The 18,166-nt window shown below is 67.7% G+C and carries 14 protein-coding genes; 8 read left to right on the top strand and 6 right to left on the bottom strand.

Annotated elements, in window-relative coordinates:
- The first annotated feature begins 328 nt into the window (after positions 1-328).
- The 5 genes from FZ938_RS04810 (at position 329) to FZ938_RS04790 (ending at position 6,732) form a co-directional block, all read left to right on the top strand.
- Positions 329-1,306 carry a glycosyltransferase family 10 domain-containing protein gene (locus FZ938_RS04810; RefSeq protein WP_149197466.1) on the top strand — a complete coding sequence of 326 codons (978 nt, stop codon included), beginning with the start codon at positions 329-331 and terminating at the stop codon, positions 1,304-1,306.
- Positions 1,307-1,324: 18 nt separating this feature from the next.
- Entirely contained in the window at positions 1,325-2,047 is a 723-nt protein-coding gene (locus FZ938_RS04805) for a hypothetical protein (protein ID WP_149197465.1), read from the top strand.
- 8 nt (positions 2,048-2,055) lie between these two features.
- A complete protein-coding gene (locus FZ938_RS04800; protein WP_149197464.1) occupies positions 2,056-4,698 on the top strand; it encodes a tetratricopeptide repeat protein in 2,643 nt (880 codons plus the stop codon).
- Positions 4,691-5,494, top strand: coding sequence for a galactosyltransferase-related protein (locus FZ938_RS04795; RefSeq protein WP_246457522.1), 804 nt, complete (start codon positions 4,691-4,693; stop codon positions 5,492-5,494). Before FZ938_RS04800 ends, FZ938_RS04795 begins: the two co-directional genes overlap by 8 nt.
- A 134-nt stretch (positions 5,495-5,628) precedes the next feature.
- Positions 5,629-6,732: an FkbM family methyltransferase gene (locus tag FZ938_RS04790; protein WP_149197463.1), complete on the top strand. Its 1,104-nt coding sequence runs from the start codon at positions 5,629-5,631 to the stop codon at positions 6,730-6,732.
- Between the two features lie 43 nt (positions 6,733-6,775).
- On the opposite strand, the gene FZ938_RS04785 is transcribed toward FZ938_RS04790, so the two are convergent.
- The 3 genes from FZ938_RS04785 to FZ938_RS04775 form a co-directional block, all read right to left on the bottom strand.
- Positions 6,776-7,459, bottom strand: coding sequence for an orotate phosphoribosyltransferase (locus FZ938_RS04785; protein ID WP_014247028.1), 684 nt, complete (start codon positions 7,457-7,459; stop codon positions 6,776-6,778).
- 111 nt (positions 7,460-7,570) lie between these two features.
- Positions 7,571-8,104, bottom strand: a complete 534-nt coding sequence (locus tag FZ938_RS04780; protein ID WP_149197462.1) for a bacteriohemerythrin — start codon at positions 8,102-8,104, stop codon at positions 7,571-7,573.
- Positions 8,105-8,278: 174 nt separating this feature from the next.
- Positions 8,279-9,985 (bottom strand): methyl-accepting chemotaxis protein, encoded by a 1,707-nt coding sequence (locus tag FZ938_RS04775; RefSeq protein ID WP_149197461.1) that lies wholly within the window; start codon positions 9,983-9,985, stop codon positions 8,279-8,281.
- Between the two features lie 246 nt (positions 9,986-10,231).
- Here FZ938_RS04775 and FZ938_RS04770 point away from each other — a divergent pair, with 246 nt between their 5' ends.
- On the top strand, positions 10,232-11,869 hold the full coding sequence (locus FZ938_RS04770; protein WP_149197460.1) for a S10 family peptidase: 1,638 nt from the start codon (positions 10,232-10,234) through the stop codon (positions 11,867-11,869).
- Between the two features lie 90 nt (positions 11,870-11,959).
- Here FZ938_RS04770 and FZ938_RS04765 read toward each other — a convergent pair whose 3' ends face one another.
- Positions 11,960-13,822 carry a flagellin N-terminal helical domain-containing protein gene (locus FZ938_RS04765; RefSeq protein ID WP_149197459.1) on the bottom strand — a complete coding sequence of 621 codons (1,863 nt, stop codon included), beginning with the start codon at positions 13,820-13,822 and terminating at the stop codon, positions 11,960-11,962.
- 366 nt (positions 13,823-14,188) lie between these two features.
- On the opposite strand from FZ938_RS04765, the gene FZ938_RS04760 reads away from it, so the two are divergent.
- Entirely contained in the window at positions 14,189-14,656 is a 468-nt protein-coding gene (locus tag FZ938_RS04760; RefSeq protein ID WP_085088381.1) for a RidA family protein, read from the top strand.
- A 94-nt stretch (positions 14,657-14,750) separates the two neighbouring features.
- Entirely contained in the window at positions 14,751-15,914 is a 1,164-nt protein-coding gene (locus FZ938_RS04755) for a GNAT family N-acetyltransferase (protein WP_149197458.1), read from the top strand.
- Positions 15,915-15,917: 3 nt separating this feature from the next.
- Here the strand turns inward: FZ938_RS04755 and FZ938_RS04750 are convergent, their stop codons facing one another.
- Entirely contained in the window at positions 15,918-17,030 is a 1,113-nt protein-coding gene (locus tag FZ938_RS04750; protein WP_149197457.1) for a CaiB/BaiF CoA transferase family protein, read from the bottom strand.
- A gap of 54 nt (positions 17,031-17,084) precedes the next feature.
- Positions 17,085-18,125 carry a GTP 3',8-cyclase MoaA gene (gene moaA / locus FZ938_RS04745; protein WP_149197456.1) on the bottom strand — a complete coding sequence of 347 codons (1,041 nt, stop codon included), beginning with the start codon at positions 18,123-18,125 and terminating at the stop codon, positions 17,085-17,087.
- Positions 18,126-18,166 lie beyond the last annotated feature (41 nt).

The raw sequence follows: 18,166 nt of genomic DNA, 5'->3' as shown, positions 1-18,166 counted from the left end.
CCACCCGACGCACATAAGGTCTCGATCCCGGCCCTCCTCAGAGAGCCGGGCCGGTAATTCGCGCGCGATGCGCCGGTGCGCGCATCATCATCGGGATCCGTACAGAGACGTCCATGGCGCGGGATATTAGCGGCGCGGGCCGTACGGTCAAGGACCGCTCACATGCGCCCTGTGCAACTGCGAAACCGCTTCGCCGGTCAAATGCCGCAAGACGGTTCCGAAAATAGCGCTGGCAAGCGGGCTGCGGCAAACTTACGGTGTGGCCGCCGAGCTTGTCCGAGGCAAGGGGCCGCTCGCGGAAAGCAGTGCGTGCGGGAGCGTCCTGGGCATGATCGATCAGCGGACCAGCGATTTCCTTTCGGAATTTCTGGCGTCTTCCCATCAGGATCCGGCGCGTCTCGACCGTTTTCTTCTGCATGGGCCGGACCGCGGCGGGCGCGGATTTAGGCCGCGGCTGAAGATCGCCTTCTTCGATTTCTGGCCGGAGTTCGATCCGGCTGCGAACTTCTTCGTGGATATCCTGTCCGCCCGCTTCGACGTATCGGTGGTCGACAACGACTGCGATCTCGCCATCGTGTCGGTGTTCGGCACCCGGCACCGCGAGGCGCGGACGGCCCGGTCGATGTTTTTCACCGGCGAGAATGTGCGACCGCCGCTCGACGGCGTCGACATGTCGGTGTCGTTCGACCGCACTGACGATCCCCGGCATTACCGCCTGCCGCTCTACGTCATGCATGCCTGGGACCACAGGCGCGAGGGGGCGACTCCGCATTTCTGCCATCCCGTCCTGCCGCCGGTGCCGCCGACGCGGGAGGAGGCGGCCAAGCGGAAATTCTGCGCCTTCCTCTACAAGAACCCCAACTGCGCCCGGCGCAACGACTTCTTCCAGATGCTCTGCGCCCGGCGGCATGTGGAGTCGGTCGGCTGGCTGCTGAACAACACCGGCAGCGTGGTGAAGATGGGCTGGCTGCCGAAGATCCGGGTCTTCTCCCGCTACCGCTTCGCCTTTGCTTTCGAGAATGCGAGCCATCCCGGCTATCTGACGGAAAAGATCCTGGACGCCTTCCAGGCCGGCGCCGTGCCGCTTTACTGGGGCGATCCGGGGGTCTTGCGCGATGTCGCCGCCGGCAGCTTCATCGACGTGTCGCGCTACGCGTCCGACGAGGAGGCCGTCGACGCCATCCTGGCCGCCGACGACGACTACGACACTTACCGCCGCTATCGCAGCACGCCGCCCTTCCTCGGCGCGGAGGATTTCTATTTCGACGCCTTCCGTCTGACCGAATGGATCGAAAGCCGACTTTGAGCGGCGGGAGGACGGACGATGAAGCGGGTGCTGCTGAACTATGCCGACGGGGCCTTCACCACGGCGCAGAAACACAATGCGCAGACCGGCCTTGCCGTCGGCGGCTTCGACGGCGTGGCCATGATGGGGCGGCAGCACATCGACGCCACCTTCGCCGCACGGAACCGGCATATCCTGGAGCAGCCGCGCGGGGCCGGTTATTGGCTGTGGAAGCCCTATTTCATCGATCTCATGCTGCGGGAGCATCTGCAGGACGGCGACATGCTGTTCTACTGCGACAGCGGCGCTCATTTCGTCCACAGCGTCGATCCGGTCATCGAACTCTGCCGCCGGCGGCGCGACCTGCCGGTGCTGCTGTTCACGCTGGAGGATCAGCACAGCAACCGCGTCTGGACGAAGCGCGACTGTTTCCACTTCATGGGGCTGGACCGGCCGCCCTTCATCGACGCGCCGCAGATCCTCGCCAGCTTCATCGTCTGCGAGCGCGGGCCGGAAAGCAGGGACTTCATGTCCCGATGGCTGCGCTATGCCCAGGACGCCCGGCTGATCACCGACGCCCCCAACGAATGCGGCCTGCCGAATTATCCGGAGTTCCGCGACCATCGCCACGATCAGAGCATCCTCAGCCTGCTCGGCCGCCGCTATGGCGTGACCACGATGCCCGACATTTCCAACTGGGGTGATGCCAGACGTCCGGCCGGGATCCCCCGCATCCTGGAACACACGCGCTGGCGCGGCTGAGGGTGGCTATGGCAGACAAAAGTCCATCGGCCAGCTTCATCCGCGCCATGGCGGCGGAAAAGGCCGGCAAACCGGAGGAGGCGAGGGCCCGTTACCTCGAAGCCCTGCAGGCCGAGCCGCAGAACCCGAAGACCCTGCACCGGCTTGGCGTCGTCGAGTTGCGGCTGGGCCGGGCGCGCGAGGCGGTCGTTCTGTTCCAGAAGTCGTTGGCCATCGCCAAGGATCCGGAGGTCTATCTCGATTTCGGTGCGGCGATGGCCGGCATGGCCCGTTGGGACGCGGCGGCGACGGTCTATGCGGCGGCGCTGCGGGTCGCGCCCGATTCGGTCGACGCCCATTATGGTCTGGCGCTGGCCCTGCACAGCCAGGGTCGGCCGCAGGACGCGGAACCCCATTACCGCAAGGTTCTGGCGACCCATTCCCATCTGGGAGAGGTCCACAACAATCTCGGCGTCGCCCTGCAGGATCTCGGACGCTTCGCGGAGGCGGTGGCCGCGCACCGGGAGGCGGCGCGGCTTTCCCCCGCCGACGCCTCGGCGCTGTCCAGGCTGGGCGTGGCGCTCCATCACCTTGGCCATGATGCGGAGGCGGAAGCGGCTTTTCGCAAGGCCATCGGGCTGGCGCCCCTCGACGCGAACATCAGGCACGACCTGACCTGCCTGCTCCATGCCGTCGGCCGGCCCGCCGACGCGGTCGCTGCCGGCCGTCCCGCGGTCGCGCTCGATCCGTCGAGTGCGCGGAACTGGCTGGCTTTGGGCAATGCCGCACATGCGATGCGCCTCCGTGAGGACGCCTGGCGCGCCGCCGCCGCCGCGGTCCGGTTGGAGCCGTCCGATCCGGCCGCGCACAACAATCTCGCCAACGCCCTGCGGGAACTCGGCCGCCTGCGCGAGGCCGTCGCCGGGTATCGCGCGGCCTTGGACCTGCAGCCCGATTTCCCGACGGCGGAGATCAATCTGGCGCAGATCCTGTCGATCCTGCGCGAGTCCAACGGCGCGCTGGCGATCCTGAGAAACCTGCTCGCCCGGCAGCCGCTGAACGTCGAGGCATGGCGGCGGCTGGCCGGTATTCTGGCGGAGGCATTCCGCCCCGATCTTGCGGTCGCCGCCCTGCGCAAGGCCGTCGCCGTGGCTCCCGACGATGCGGATGCCTGTGCCGATCTGGCGATGGCCGCCGCGATGAGCGGCTGGAGCGCGGTGTCGGTGGTGGCCTGCCGGAGGGTGCTGCGGCTGGTTCCCGGCCATGGCGCCGCCCTGGGCCAGCTGGTTCACCAGCAGAGGCTGCTTTGCGACTGGCGTGACCTGGACGGTCTGGAGGCGCTGCTTCTCCGACGGGTGCGGGAGGGGGGGGAGGGCGTATCCCCGTTCGACGTCCTGTCCTGCGCCTCGACCCTTGCCGACCAGCAATCGGCCGCGACCCGCTGGGCGGCGGCGAAGGCCCGCGGCACCATTCCCGTCCACCGTCCCGCTGCTCTTCCGCGGGATGGCCGTCTGCGGATCGGCTATCTGTCGTCGGATTTCCGGGAACATGCGATGGGCCACCTGATGGTGGATGCCCTGGAAACGCATGACCGGTCCCGTTTCGCCGTCACCGCCTATTCGACCGGCGCCGACGACGGCAGCCCGCTGCGCCGTCGGTTCGAGCAGGGACTCGAACGGTTCGTCGACCTGTACCGCCATGGCGACACCGATGCGGCGCAGGTCATCGCGTCGGACGGTATCGACATTCTGGTCGATCTGACAGGCTTCACCACCTTCTCGCGGACATCCATCCTGGCTGCCCGTCCGGCTCCGCTGCAGGTCAACTGGTTGGGTTATCCGGGCACGCTGGGGGCCGGCTATGTCGATTACATCCTCGCCGACCCCGATGTGATCGCGGAGGGCGAGGAGGCATTCTTCACCGAGCGGGTGGTGCGGCTGCCGGATTGCTACCAGCCCAACGACCGCCGCCGTGCCATCGCCACCACCACCCCGGCGCGCGCGGACTGCGGGCTGCCGGCCGATGGATTCGTCTTCTGCTGCTTCAACAGCGCCTACAAACTGACTCCCGCCTTGTTCGACGGCTGGGCGCGCATCCTCGCGGCGGTGCCGGGCAGCGTTCTGTGGCTCTATGCCGGGAATCCACAGGTGGCGGCCAACCTTCGCCGCGAGGGCGAGGCCCGCGGTCTCGATCCCGGCCGTCTCGTCTTCGCCGGCCCGATACCCCATGCCGAGCATCTGGCGCGCCACCGGCTGGCGGACCTGTTTCTCGATACGCTTCCCTACAACGCGCACACCACGGCCAGCGACGCGCTTTGGGCGGGGCTGCCGGTGCTGACGCGGCGCGGCACGACCTTTGCCGGGCGCGTGGCGGCCAGCCTGCTGCGGGCCGCCGGGCTACCGGAACTGATCGTCGACGGGCAGGAGGCGTATGAGGCGGCGGCGGTCGATCTCGCCCGCTCGCCCCAACGGCTCCGGGGCCTGCGGGAACGGCTGGTGCGCAATCGGCAGAGCTGCCCGCTGTTCGATACGCCACGATTCACCCGTCATCTGGAGGCGGCCTATCGGGCGATGTGGGACATTCATCTTGCGGGCGGACAGCCGCGCGCGATCGCAATCGCGGCCGAGGGAGGCAGCGGTCTGCCATCCGCCGCACAGGAAGGGAATGACTGACATGACGACCGGCGACAGCGCGGACGCGCGGCTCCACATCGTCGTCCCCTACCGGGATCGGGAGGACCATCTGCGGCAATTCGTTCCGTGGGTGAGCGCCTATTTCGACCGGCTCGTGCCGGGGATCGACTATCGCGTCACCATCGTGGAGCAGGAGGCCGGCCTTCCCTTCAACCGGGGGGCGTTGAAGAATGCGGGCTTCCTGCTGGGCGAAGGGCAAAGCGACTACACCTGTCTGCATGACGTCGATTACCTGCCGGTCGATGCCGACTATTCCTGGGCCGACTGCCCCACCCCCATCCTCTGGTTCGGGGCGGAGCAGCGGCCGGTGGCGCCGGGACGCTCGGATCGCACGGTGACCACCAACCTGGAAAGCACGATGGGCGGCGCGCTGCTGATGCCGAACGGCGTCATGCGGCAGGTCGACGGTTATTCCAATCTGTTCTGGGGCTGGGGCTACGAGGACTTCGACTTCTCGCTGCGCATCCGGGCGCGCCGCATCCCCACCGGCCGGCGCAAGGGCCGTTTCCAGCCGCTCGACCATGACAATGACGGTTTCACGCCGGATGCGGCGCCGTCGCCGATCTCGCTCGTCAACCGCCGCGTCTTTCAGGAGCTTTGGTCCACCGGGAAAATCCCGGCCGGCGACGGGCTGTCGACGCTTTCCTTCGACGTGCTGGACCGCCGCCCCTGCGACGGCGGTGTCCCAGGGGCGCATGGGCGGTGGGAAATCGTCCGCGTGCGGCTCAACCACCGACCCCGGCCGGACCAGGAAGCCGCCACCGCTGCGCACTGAAGCTTCGGTGGGAGGCGGCGGGCAGCATGCGAGGCCGCTTGTCATTTTCGCCGACAGCGGACCTTATGATCGTTCCCGTGTCCGGCCGACCATGACTTCGGCAAGAAGACCGATGATTTGGAGATGAGACGAGCATGAGCGCTGCGCCGGTGAACACCCTGCTGGAGAATTTCCTGACGGGGCGCGTCACGCTGCTCGCCGCCGGGCAGGGAGCGGAGGAGTGGTCCGACGGACTGAAGTCGGAAGACCGGATCGTCATCGCCGGGGATGCACCCGGTCCGGTGGACGACTGGTGCGCCACGCTTGGCCTGCGGCATGTCGATTGGCTGATGCTGCATCGCGTTGGCGGTGCACTGCCGGTGTTGGAAAGCGCCGGAGAGATGCTGCGGCTTCGCCGCATCGATTTCGTGCAGTTCGACGGGGACGGTGATGGGGCGGCCGGCGACCTGTCGGCGCTCTATGCCCTGTTGCAGCGCCATCGCTATACGATGTTCCGTTTCGACGGCCGGACCTTGCAGCATTGCACGCAACCTTCGGCGGAAGACGACGCCTGCACCCATCTGGCGGTCGCGCCGCGCCATGTGCAGCGGCTTTTCACCCTCGACCGCAAGATGTTCCGCTATTCCGACCTGTTTCCGCGGTATGGCGTCGTCCCGCGCGGGATCGTCCATATCGGCGCGCACGAGGGCGAGGAGTATCCCCAGTATGTCGAAGCCGGCTGCCGCCGGGTCCTTTTTGTCGAGGCTGATCCGGACACCTATGGCCGCTTGGTCCCCCGCTTCGTCGGCAATCCGGATGTCGTCTGCATCAATCGCGCGGTGTCGGACCGGGTCGGACGGCTCCCCTTTTCCCGGATGAGCGGCAGCCAGTCCAGTTCTCTGCTGCCGCCGAAGGAGCATCTGGACGTCTATCCCGGCATCACCCTGACCGGAACCATCGAGGTCGACGCGGCCCCGCTCCCCCACATACTGGCGGAGTTCGGTATCGATGCCGACGGCTACAATGTGCTTGCCATCGACACCCAGGGCGCGGAGCGCATGATCCTGGCCGGCTGCGGGCCGCTGCTGGGGCGTTTCGACGCCGTGGCGGTGGAGGTGAATTATGCCGAGCTTTACCAGGGCTGCGGCCGGATCGCCGACATCGACGATCTGCTGTTCCCCCACGGCTTCGAGCGGGTCGAGGAAATCAGCCCCTTCCATCACAGCTGGGGCGACGCCTTCTACGTCCGCCGCGGCTGAGGGAACGGCGTCAAGGGGGCGGTACGCACCGCCCCCATTGGCATTACATGCTCGACTTGCCGCCGTGGGCCGACGACCAGCCGACCGGGTCGTTCAGGAACTTCTCGACCTCCGACAGGGTGTTCTCGTCGAAGTAGCGGTTGTCACGGGCGACCTTCAGCACGTCCCACCAGGTGCACAGCGCGTGCAGACGGACGCCGATGGCGTCCATGTTGACCTTCGACTGCGGGAAGATGCCGTAGTGGAAGATCACGAAGGTGTCGGTCACCTGCGCGCCGCCGTTGCGCAGCGCGGTGACGAAGTTCTCCTTGCTCTTGCCGTCGGTCGCCAGATCCTCGACCAGCAGGACGCGCTGACCCTCGGTCAGCAGGCCTTCGATCTGGGCATTGCGGCCGAAGCCCTTCGGCTTCTTGCGCACATACTGCATCGGCAGTTCCAGCCGGTCGGCGATCCAGGCGGCGAAGGGGATGCCGGCGGTCTCGCCGCCTGCAACCGCGTCGATGGCCTCATAGCCGATCTCGCGCTCGATGGTGGCGACGGCGAAATCCATCAGCGCCTTGCGGGCGCGCGGGAAGGAGACGATGCGGCGGCAGTCGGTGTAGACCGGGCTCGCCCAGCCCGAGGTGAAGATGAAGGGCGTCTCGGCGTTGAAGTGCAGCGCCTTGATCTCCAGCAGGATCTTGGCCGCGGTGGCGGCGATGGTGGCCTGATCGGGCAGGGTCGACATGGAAGAACGCTCCGGAAAACGGGATGGCTCGCGCGGATGCCCACTGTGTAGCGGCGGTTCCGGCGAATCGCAACGGCAGGCGGTCCGGATCCCGCCCATGCGGGGTGGGAATCAGACGGGAATGTCGCCGAACACCCGGCCGTCGGGTCCGGTCGGGCCCCCATGGGCAGTGCCGGGCGCGATGCCGTGGGCGGTGCCGGGCGCCATGGTGCCCTTCAGCCAGCGGGCGAATTGGCGGTCGGCGGTGTTGATGTGCAGCATCAGCCACTGCGGCAGGAATTCGGCCAGGCTCCGCCGCATCTCCTCTTCGGCCAATTCGCCGGCCCCCTCACCGGAGGCGAAGGCATGCACCCGGTCCCAGGCGAGTTGGTGCTGGCCGATATGGTCGTCGAGGAAGGGATAGCCCGCCTCCTCCATCACCTGCTGCTCGTCGGCGAAATGCGACTCGGTGTAGGCGACGGCGGCGGCCAGGGTGCTGCGCATCTCCTCGGCCGGCCGTCCTTCGGTGACGGCGCTTTCGAAGGCCTGGACCAGCGCGATCCATTCGCGATGCTGCTCGTCGATGGAGTTGACGCCCAGGACCAGATCGTCGCTCCAGACGAGGCGGCCGTAATCGACGGTGTCGTTGCTCTCGCTGTCGATCATGACGGGCCCAGTAGCGGTCAAGGGGGGCGGCGGTCGAAGGGTGCATCCGGCCGATGGCACACGCAGAACCTGCGGCGACCGAAGATTTCCTAGTATCCCCGGCCGCAACCGGCAAGCGCAGGCTTTGCTACCTTTTGCCCCACCCCATCCTGGACGCTTCAGACCGCGCCGGCCTCAGACCTTGCCGCGCACGCTGCCGAGGAAGCGGTCGACCTGCGCGTGCAGCAGTTCGGCCTGCTTCGACAGCTCCCCGGACGAAGAGAGCAGGCGGCTGGCGCCGCTTCCGGTCTCCGACGCCGCCTGCAGGACGCCGCCGATCGAGGAGGAGACCTCGTTGGTGCCGGCCGCCGCCTGCTGGACGTTGCGGGCGATCTCCATCGTGGCGGCGTTTTGGCCGTCGACCGCCTGGGCGATGGTGCCGACGATGACGTTCACCTCGCCGATGGTGGCGGCGATGCTCTGGATCGCCTGGACCGCGTCGGCGGTCGCCGTCTGGATCTCGGCGATCTGCTGCGAGATGTCGCCGGTCGCCTTGGCGGTCTGGTTGGCCAGGCTCTTCACCTCGCTGGCGACCACCGCGAAGCCCTTGCCCGCCTCGCCGGCTCGCGCCGCCTCGATGGTGGCGTTCAGTGCCAGCAGGTTGGTCTGCCCGGCGATGGAGCTGATGAGGTTCACCACGTCGCCGATCTGGTTCGCCTTGGACGACAGGCCGTCGACGATGCGGTTGGTGCCATCGGCCTGATCGGAGGCCTGCTTTGCCTTGCGGCTGCTCTCGCCGATCTGTCGGCCGATCTCGGCGATGGAGGCGGCCAGTTCCTCGGCGGCGGCGGCCACGGTCTGGACATTGACCGACGCCTGTTCCGATGCGGCGGCGACGGTGGTCGCCTGCGTTTCGGTATGGTCGGCGGTCGTCGCCAGCGACTGCGCCAGCGACCGCACCTCGGTGGAGGAGGAGGCGACGCTGTCGACCACGCCCTTCACCTCGCTTTCGAACCGGTCCGCCAGCGCCGCCATCTCGGCATGCTTGCGCTCCTCGGCGACGCGCTCGACCTCGGCCTGACGGCGACGGAAGGCGTCGGCCTCCACGGCGTTGGCCTTGAACACCTCGACGGCGCCGGTGATCTGCCCGATCTCGTCCTTGGCCTCGGATGGCGGCACGGCGACGCTCAGGTCGCCCTTGGCCAGCATCAGCATCGCGTCGGTCAGCCGGCGCAGCGGGCGCAGGGCCGCCACCGTCCACAGGCCGAAGGCGCCGGACAGCAGCAGGGCGGCGGCGCACAGCGACAGCATCAGCGTCTGGAAACCGCTGGCGACGGTGCGGGTGCGGGCGGCGATCTGCTGGTTCTTGTGTTCCTGCAGGTCGATGAATGCATTGATGCGCTTCAGCCATTCGGTGAAGGCGGGACGGGCGTCCTGCATCAGGGCCTTTTGCGCCGCCGCCATGTCACCAGCCTTGCGCGCGGCGATGACCGACTTGAGCGCCGGCAGGGTCTTCGCCTCGATCTCCTTGATGCCGGCGAGCATGGCCCGCTCTTCCGGCTCGATGTCGGTCATGGTCGCGAACATGGCGTCGAGCGGCTTGGCGGCCTGGTCATAGAAGGCGGCCAACCGGTCGATGTCGGCCAGGACGGCGGACAGGGTCGTCGCATCGCTCGTCAGCACCACGTCGCGGAGCGCGATCGCGCGGTCGTGCACGCTGCCGCGGAAATTGATGGCATAGCGCTGCTTGACGCTGTTCACGTCATTGATCCGGGTGAGATCGGCATCGATCTTCCTCACCTCGCGGACCCCGATGACGGTCAGGCTGATCAGAAGCACAAGCACCGCGCCGAAGCCGAGGAACAGCCGTGCGCGTATGGTGGCATGCCGTGGTAAGAGCATGTCGGCGGGATCCCGTCAAAGTTGGCCCGGATGGGCAATGAAAGAACTCTAACCCGGAAGATGTTACCTTTTCGGGTTAATCAGTTTGTATCACGCAGCGCAACCGGCAAGTCCGGCGCCGCGCCGGCGCCGGAAAAAATATGTCCTGAAAATGGCACGGGAATCGGGGCCGGTTGCGGATCGCGGGCGGGGCCGCAATATGCGGTGGCTGGAGACCGCTCCGCAGAAACTGTCTTGGATTCCCAGATGCCGCTCCTGTCCGCGCCTTCCCGCTCCCGCAGCCTGTCACGTCTGTTGGCGATGGCCCTGCTCCCGGCCCTGCTGATGCCGCCGTTGCTCCCTGGTGCCGCCGCTGCGGCGGACCGGCCGGAAGGCGGCGCGGCCGAAGCGGAAAAGGCGGATGCGGCGAAGCCGGCCGACCAGAATTCGGAGGGCCATAAATCCGAAGGCCGCAAAGCCGACAGCCCCCAGGGTTTCGACCCCCAGCGCAGCGTTACCCGGCACAGCCTGCCGCTGCCGGGCGGGGCGCTGGCCTATAGCGCGACGGCCGAGTTCCTGCCGCTTCGCGACGGCGCTAAGGAGGAATTGGCGGCCCGCATCTTCACGGTGTCCTACACCGCCGAACCGGCCGAATCGAAGAATCCGTCCGAGGACCCGCGTCCGGTCACCTTCGTCTTCAACGGCGGACCGGGGGCGGCATCGGCCTATATGCATCTGGGCGCCGCCGGTCCGAAGGTCGTCGCCTTCGGGCCGGACGGAACCCTGCCGCGTCCGCCGGCATCGCTGGTCGACAATCCCGACAGCTGGCTGGCCTTCACCGATCTGGTCTTCATCGATCCGGTCGGCACCGGTTACAGCCGTGCGCTGAAGCCCGACGAGGCGGAAAAGCGCTTCTGGTCGGTGGAGGGCGATGCGCGGTCGATGGCGGAGATCGTCCGTCTGTGGCTGACCCGCAATGGCCGCTGGTCGTCGCCGACCTTCCTGGCGGGAGAAAGCTATGGCGGCTTCCGCATCGCCACGATGGCGGACGAGCTGATCGAGCGGGTCGGGCTTGCGGTCAACGGCCTGATCCTGGTTTCGCCGGTCGTCGATTTCGCCGCCATCGACGAGGACGGCATCCTCGGCCCGGCCCTGAAGCTGCCGTCGATGGCCGCCTCCGCCGCGGCGCTGGGGCGCACGGCCGGCACGCCGGAACAAGCGGCCGAGACGGCGGAACGCTTCGCGCTCGGCCCTTACCTGAGCGGACTGGCCCGGCTCGACTACGGCCGGCTCGACGCGGAAAAGGACGTCTTCACCGAGGTGGCGCGCATCACCGGCCTGCCGGTGGAAACCGTGCGGCGCCAGCGCGGACGCGTTCCGATGGGCGTCTTCACGCGCGAACTTCTGCGCGACCGGGAACGGATCCTCAGCATCTATGACGGCACCTTCACCGCGCCCGACCCCGATCCGGGAGCGCCGCGCGTGCCGTTCGACCCCTTCCTGAAGGGCACGATCCCGACCTATACCACGGCCTTCGCCGCCTATGTCCACGACGCGCTCGGGGTGCGGACGGACGAGCCTTACCGGCTGCTCAGCGACCGGGTGAACCGGAACTGGGAATGGCCGCGCATGACGGTGCCGAGCGCCGTCGACGCGCTGCAGACGGCATTGACCCTGCAGCCGGCGCTGCGCGTGCTGATCGTTCATGGCCGCACCGACCTGATCACGCCCTACATGGCGTCGCGCTGGGTCGCGTCCAGGCTGGAACTGCCGGAGGGGGAACGCGGCCGGGTTTCGGTGACGGTGCATCCCGGCGGCCACATGATGTACACGCGGGGCGACGGCCGGGCCGCGCTGGCCGACGACGCCCGGGCGTTGATCGCGGAGGCCCTGCGGCGGCGCTGACCGGCGCCAAGCCGATTGGGGAAGTCCACAAATGGAAAGGGGCGCCCCAGCGGGGGCGCCCCTTTTCGTGTGCGTGGCTGCCGTTCCGGATCAGAACAGGCGCAGGATCGACTGCTGCGACTGGTTGGCCAGCGAGAGGGCGATGGTGCCCAGCTGCTGCCGGGTCTGCAGCATCAGCAGGCTCGCGCCTTCCTCGTTCTGGTCGGCCAGCGTCAGCTTGCTGGCACCTTCCGTCAGCACGTCGCTGAACTCCTTGGTGAAGCTCTCGCGGGTCGTGATGATGTTCAGGTTGGTCGACAGGTTCTGCGAAGCGGAGCGGATCGTCGCCTTGGCATGATCCAGGCCGGCGACCGCCTTGTCGATGTCGGCGCGGTCCATCCAGCCGTTCTGCGCCGCATCCATCTGCAGGCCCTGGCCGCTGGTCGACAGGTTGACCGCGTTGACCGTGATCGAGTTGGTGTTGCGTTCGTTCAACTGGACGGTGATGTCGTTCGACGTGTTGGCGTCGGAGATCTGCTTGGTGACGATGTTGGCCGAGCAGTTCGCCGAGGCGGCCTGCTTGATGGTCTTGGCATCGACGTTCAGGCGCACCGTGCCGCTGTCGAAGGTGAAGGACTGCTCGCCGTTGTCCAGCTTGCCGTCGCCGCGGCCGTTCATGCCATCGCGGGTGACCTGGGCGCCGTTGGAGTTGGTGACCTGGATTTGCAGGTCGACCTTCTTCTCGATGGTCGAGATGCCGTTGCCCTGGTTGTTCGCCGCTTCCAGCAGGCGGCGGTCGACCGTGAAGGACACGATCGTGCCCGACGCGAAGCTTTCGGAGATCTTCTTGGTCAGCGCGTTGGTGGCGCTGGTCGTCACCGTCATCTCGCGCACCACGCCGGCCGTGGTGTTGCCGGTCAGGGTGATGGTGCCGCTGGAGCCGACGGAGGCGGTGGCGACATCCTTGCCGGCCAGACGGCCGCCGGTGGCGATGGCGCTGGTGATCGAGGCCTGCAGCCGGGTCGCCACGTTGGCGGCGGCGTTCTGGCCGACGGAGACGTCGCCGCTGGTGGCGGTGTAGCTGAAGGATTGGCCTTCCACCGTGATGGTGAAGATGTCGCCTTCCTCGATGGTGCCGCTGACGTTCACCGTCGACACCTGTGCCACGCCCGAGGTCGCCGCCGTCTGCAGTTTGGCTTCGATCGTCTGGGTGTTGTCGAAGTAGGAGATCGTGCGGCTCTCGTCGCCGTCCTTGACGATGAAGTCACGGGTGCGGCCGTTGGCGCCGCGCACTTCGATCTGGACGTCGGAGAAGCTGCCCAGCGTGCTGGACATCGTGCCCGACAGCTTCAGACCGACGAGGCCGTGCGCGTTCTCCGCGGTGGAGATGTCGGCGGTCTTGCCTTCGACCGAGCCGTCGCCCTTGATGCGGATCGCATAGGTGTCGGCGGAGATGACGTTGGTGACGCGGGCGTTGTCGACGCCGACGATGGTGTTGACGGCGGCACGGGACGCGCTGGTGCTGTCCATGCTCATGCCGTTGCCGTTGATCAGGTTCTTGCCCTGATAGCCGCTGTCGGCGGCCAGCTTGTCGATCTGGTCCTTCAGGGTGTTGAACTGCGAGGCCAGCGACTTGCGGGTGGCGATGGAGGCGGCGTCGTTGCCGAGCGCCGCATAGGCGGCGGTGGTCAGGCCCTTGGCCTGGTCGACCAGCGAGTCGATCGAGGTCAGGCCCTTGTCGGCCGCCTGGATGGTGCTGATCGACTGACCCATCGCGTCCTTCAGCGACGTCAGGTCGCCGGCGCGCTGGTTCAGACCCTTGGCGGCGAAGAAGGAGGTGGGACCATCGAGAGCCGAATTGATCTTGTTACCCGTCGACAGGATGTTCTGCTTCTTGTCGATCTGCGACTGCGTGCTCTGCAGCTGCAGCAGGTTGGTGCGCATCGAGGCGGTCAGGGTCACATTTCCGGCCATGGTCCTAGTCTCCTTCTGAGGCTGTCCCCGCCCCTGGTCATTTGACCGGCGAGGCAACGTGCGTTTTCCTGACACCACTATTTCAAGCGCCGTGCCAACTGCGCAGGAATGCCATAAGTGACTGATTTTGCTGTGAAATAAAAATAGGTCGGCAAAAAGGGCAGGGTTGGGCCGAAGCATTCGGGCCCGCCGGCCGCAATAGTTTCCCGGAATCTTTTGCCGGTGATGGACGGTTCTGCCGATGCCGGGGGCGGCAAGAATCTTCCCACCGGCCGACATGGGCGGCTATGGTCGGGCTCCAAACCACGTCCCAAACATCGAACGCATGGCCCCGACGCGGGCCAAAGCAGGGAAGGGAGAAGCATCATGACCGGTCGGATCGACGCACGCCTGGCGGAGCTGGGCATCGAGTTGCCGCAGGCTGCCGCCCCGGTGGCCGCCTATGTGCCCTACACCCGTTCGGGCAACACCCTCTACATCTCGGGCCAGGTGACGGTCTGGAACGGCGAGCGCAAGTTCGTCGGCAAGGTCGGCCAGGACTTCACGGTCGAGCAGGGCAAGGAAGCCGCACGCCTGTGCGCGCTGAACATCCTGGCCCAGGCCAAGGCCGCGCTGGGCGGCGACCTGGACCGCGTCACCCGCGTGCTGCGGCTGGGCGGCTTCGTCAACTCCGGTGCCGACTTCCACGACCATCCGCTGGTCATCAACGGTGCGTCGGAGCTGATGCGCGACGTCTTCGGCGAGGCCGGCCAGCACGCCCGCGCCGCCGTCGGCGCCCCGTCGCTGCCCGGCAACGTCGCGGTCGAGGTCGACGCGATTCTGGAAGTGGCCTGAGGGAAGCGCCCTGATGGATTTACGGCGGTGACGGCGTCTTGCTGTAGTGCGGCATGAGGCCTACCTCCTTGCCAGTGTTCAAGGAGACGCATGCATGCCCGACGGCAACGATGCCATCACCGTCAAGGTTCTGACCGGGATCGGCGAGGCGGACCAGCAGGGCTGGGACGCCTGTGCCGGTCCCGGCAACCCCTTCCTCTCCCACGCCTTCCTCCTGGCGCTGGAGGAGTCGGGATCGGCGGGCCGCAAGTCCGGCTGGCAGCCCAGCCATCTCGCCGCCTATGACGGCTCCGGCCGCATGGTGGGCGCGGTGCCGGCCTATCTGAAAAGCCATTCCTACGGCGAGTATGTCTTCGACCATGCCTGGGCCAACGCCTATGAGCGGGCGGGCGGCAGCTATTACCCCAAGCTTCAGGTGGCGGTGCCCTTCACGCCGGTGCCGGGGCCGCGGCTGCTGGTGGCGCCCGGTCCACGGGCCGATGCCGTTGTCGACGCACTGATCTCGGCGCTGGAGCAGGTGGCGGAGCGTTACGGCGTCTCCTCCGCCCACGTCACCTTTCCGGAGCGCGGGGAGTGGGACCGGTTGGGCAAGGCCGGCTGGCTGAAGCGGCTGGGCGTGCAATACCATTGGCACAACCGCGGTTACGGCAGCTTCGACGAGTTCCTGGAGGCGCTGAACTCCCGCAAGCGCAAGGCGATCCGCAAGGAACGGCGCGAGGTCGCGGAGAGCAGCGTGCGCCTGCACACCCTGACCGGCGACGAGCTGAAGCCGGAACATTGGGACGCCTTCCACCGCTTCTACCTCGACACCGCCGACCGCAAATGGGGCGGCGGCTATCTCAACCGCCGCTTCTTCGACCTGCTGGGCCGGACCATGGCCGACCGGGTGGTTCTGGTGATGTGCGAGGATGGCGGGGAATGGGTGGCCGGCGCGCTGAACCTGCTGGGCGACGATGCGCTGTACGGCCGCAACTGGGGTTCCGACGGGCGTTACCGCTTCCTGCATTTCGAGGCGTGCTATTACCGCGCGCTGGACTTCGCCATCGAACGTGGGCTGGCGCGCGTCGAGGCCGGCGCCCAGGGAGAGCACAAGATCCAGCGCGGCTATCTGCCGGTGCCGACCTACAGCGCCCATTGGATCGTCGACCCCGGCTTCCGCCGCGCGGTGGAGCGTTACCTTCAGCAGGAGCGTCCCGCCGTGGAAGCCGAGATCGAGGCGCTGGACGAGGAACTGTCGCCCTACCGTCGGGAGGGCTGAGGCTTACTCCCAGCCGGCCAGCACTGCCGCGGCGTCGCTTTCCCGCAGGGGTGCGCGTGCCGGCGGCGGGGCGCCGTCGACGCGCAGGCCCATCAGCGTCTCCACCAGCGGCTCCGGGCCGGCTGAGACGCGGACCTGCCCGCGGGCGGCGATGTGCGGGTGGTCCGACACCTCCGTCAGTTCGGGCAACGCCTCGAAACAGCAATCGACCGGATCGAGCAGGGCTTTCCACTCCGCCAGCGTCCGGGTGGCGAACAGGGCGTCCAGTTCCGCCGTCAGTTCGGTCTGGGGCAGGGGATCCTCCTGCCGGGCGATCCAGTCGGGACGGCCGACGGCCTCGCAGAAGCCGGCCCAGAACTTGGCCTCCAGCGCCGACAGGGTGACGAAGCGGCCGTCCGCGGTGCGATAGATGCGGTAGCAGGCGGCCCCGCCCGACAGAAGCGCCTCGCCGCGATTGGGCATGGTGCCGCGCGCCGCCGCGGTCAGGGTCAAGCCCTGCCAGCCCAGCACCGATTCCATGATCGACAGGTCGAGGAAGCAGCCCTCTCCCGTCCGTTCGCGCCCCAGCAGCGCGCCCGCCACCGCCAGCGCCGTCTGTTGGGCCGAGGCGAAATCGGCCACCGGCAGATAGCTGATGACCGGCCGGTCCGGCAGCCCGGAGGCATCCAGCCCGCCGCCGACCGCCATGTAATTCAGGTCGTGCCCGGCCCGCGTCGCATAGGGGCCGTCATAGCCCCAGCCGGACAGGCTGGCATGGACCAGCCGGGGGTTGATCTCCCGCAGCCGCTCGCGCCCCAGCCCCAGCTTGTCCATCACGCCGGGGCGGTAGCTTTCGATCAGCGCGTCGGCCTTCGCCAGCAACCCTTCCAGCGCCGCGCGCCCGTCGGCCGATTTCAGGTCGATGCGGATGACGGTCTTGCCGGCATTCAGCAGCTTGTAGGCGGCGGTGGTGCCGTCGCTGTCGACGGGACCCAGCCGGCGCAGCGGATCGCCGCCCGGCGGCTCCACCTTCACCACCGTGGCGCCGAGGTCGCCCAGCAATTGTGCCGCATAGGGGCCGGGCAGATACTGCCCAAGGTCGACGACGCGCAATCCGGACAGGAAGGGCAGGGGCATGGCGGTGCTCGCTCTTGGTTGGTTGCCGGGGAGGGGGTCTGATGCCCCCCGATCTCACCCCCCCGTCACACTCATATGCCGACCGACGGCCGGACCCTGGTGGCGGCGGTCGATGATGAAGTCGTGGCCCTTGGGCTTGCGGGTGATCGCCTCGCGCACCGCGTCGACCAGCGGGCCGTCCTCGTCGCTGACGCGCAGCGGCGTGCGCAGGTCGGCGGCGTCCTCCTGGCCCAGGCACATGTAGAGCGTACCGGTGCAGGTCAGCCGCACGCGGTTGCAGCTTTCGCAGAAATTGTGGGTCAGCGGCGTGATGAAGCCGACGCGCTGGCCGGTCTCCTCCACCCGGACATAGCGGGCCGGGCCGCCGGTGCGGTGGTCGCTCTCGGTCAGGGTCCAGCGCTTCTGCAACTCGGCCTTCAGCATGGTCAGCGGCCAATACTGGTCGAGCCGGGCGCCCTCGCCGATGTCGCCCATCGGCATCACCTCGATGAAGGTCAGGTCGAAGCCTTCCTCGCCGCACCACGCCACCATGCGGTGGATTTCGTCGTCGTTGACGCCCTTCAGCGCCACCGTGTTGATCTTGATCTTCAGCCCGGCGTCCTTGGCCGCCTGGATGCCGCCCAGGATCTTGTCCAGCTTGCCCCAGCGGGTGATCGCCTGGAACTTGTGCGGGTCGAGCGTGTCCAGCGACACGTTGATCCGCCGCACTCCCGCCTCGTACAGCCCGGCGGCGTGCTTGAACAGCATGGTGCCGTTGGTGGTCAGCGTCAGCTCGTCCAGGTCGCCCGATTCGATGTGGCGGCCCAGCGAGCGGATCAGCCGCATCACGTCACGCCGCACCAGCGGTTCGCCGCCGGTCAGCCGCAGCTTGCGCGTGCCCAGCTTGACGAAGGCGGTGCACAGCCGGTCCAGCTCCTCCAGCGTCAGCACCTCCGCCTTCGGCAGGAAACTCATGTCCTCCGCCATGCAGTAGACGCAGCGAAGGTCGCAGCGGTCGGTCACCGAGACGCGCAGGTACTCCACCTTGCGGCCGAACGGGTCGACGAGCGGGGCGAGGCTGGCCGGCGACTGGGCTTGGGACACGGGATCGATCATCGCTGTACTCCACGGGCGGCCCTTGCCGGGCGATCACAGTA

Origin of the sequence: Azospirillum oryzae (genome assembly GCF_008364795.1) — a bacterium.
Classification (GTDB): domain Bacteria; phylum Pseudomonadota; class Alphaproteobacteria; order Azospirillales; family Azospirillaceae; genus Azospirillum; species Azospirillum oryzae.
Note: the sequence above shows the minus strand (reverse complement) of the source record. Positions and strands in the feature narration are given on the sequence as shown.

What these genes read in the sequence shown, in the direction of transcription:
- FZ938_RS04760 (WP_085088381.1), top strand. Translation starts at nt 14,189, where the DNA reads ATGACCGGTCGGATCGACGCACGCCTGGCGGAGCTGGGCATCGAGTTG.
- FZ938_RS04750 (WP_149197457.1), bottom strand. Translation starts at nt 17,030, where the DNA reads ATGCCCCTGCCCTTCCTGTCCGGATTGCGCGTCGTCGACCTTGGGCAG.
- FZ938_RS04810 (WP_149197466.1), top strand. Translation starts at nt 329, where the DNA reads ATGATCGATCAGCGGACCAGCGATTTCCTTTCGGAATTTCTGGCGTCT.
- FZ938_RS04780 (WP_149197462.1), bottom strand. Translation starts at nt 8,104, where the DNA reads ATGATCGACAGCGAGAGCAACGACACCGTCGATTACGGCCGCCTCGTC.
- FZ938_RS04770 (WP_149197460.1), top strand. Translation starts at nt 10,232, where the DNA reads ATGCCGCTCCTGTCCGCGCCTTCCCGCTCCCGCAGCCTGTCACGTCTG.
- FZ938_RS04795 (WP_246457522.1), top strand. Translation starts at nt 4,691, where the DNA reads ATGACTGACATGACGACCGGCGACAGCGCGGACGCGCGGCTCCACATC.
- moaA (WP_149197456.1), bottom strand. Translation starts at nt 18,125, where the DNA reads ATGATCGATCCCGTGTCCCAAGCCCAGTCGCCGGCCAGCCTCGCCCCG.
- FZ938_RS04785 (WP_014247028.1), bottom strand. Translation starts at nt 7,459, where the DNA reads ATGTCGACCCTGCCCGATCAGGCCACCATCGCCGCCACCGCGGCCAAG.
- FZ938_RS04790 (WP_149197463.1), top strand. Translation starts at nt 5,629, where the DNA reads ATGAGCGCTGCGCCGGTGAACACCCTGCTGGAGAATTTCCTGACGGGG.
- FZ938_RS04765 (WP_149197459.1), bottom strand. Translation starts at nt 13,822, where the DNA reads ATGGCCGGAAATGTGACCCTGACCGCCTCGATGCGCACCAACCTGCTG.
- FZ938_RS04755 (WP_149197458.1), top strand. Translation starts at nt 14,751, where the DNA reads ATGCCCGACGGCAACGATGCCATCACCGTCAAGGTTCTGACCGGGATC.
- FZ938_RS04805 (WP_149197465.1), top strand. Translation starts at nt 1,325, where the DNA reads ATGAAGCGGGTGCTGCTGAACTATGCCGACGGGGCCTTCACCACGGCG.
- FZ938_RS04775 (WP_149197461.1), bottom strand. Translation starts at nt 9,985, where the DNA reads ATGCTCTTACCACGGCATGCCACCATACGCGCACGGCTGTTCCTCGGC.
- FZ938_RS04800 (WP_149197464.1), top strand. Translation starts at nt 2,056, where the DNA reads ATGGCAGACAAAAGTCCATCGGCCAGCTTCATCCGCGCCATGGCGGCG.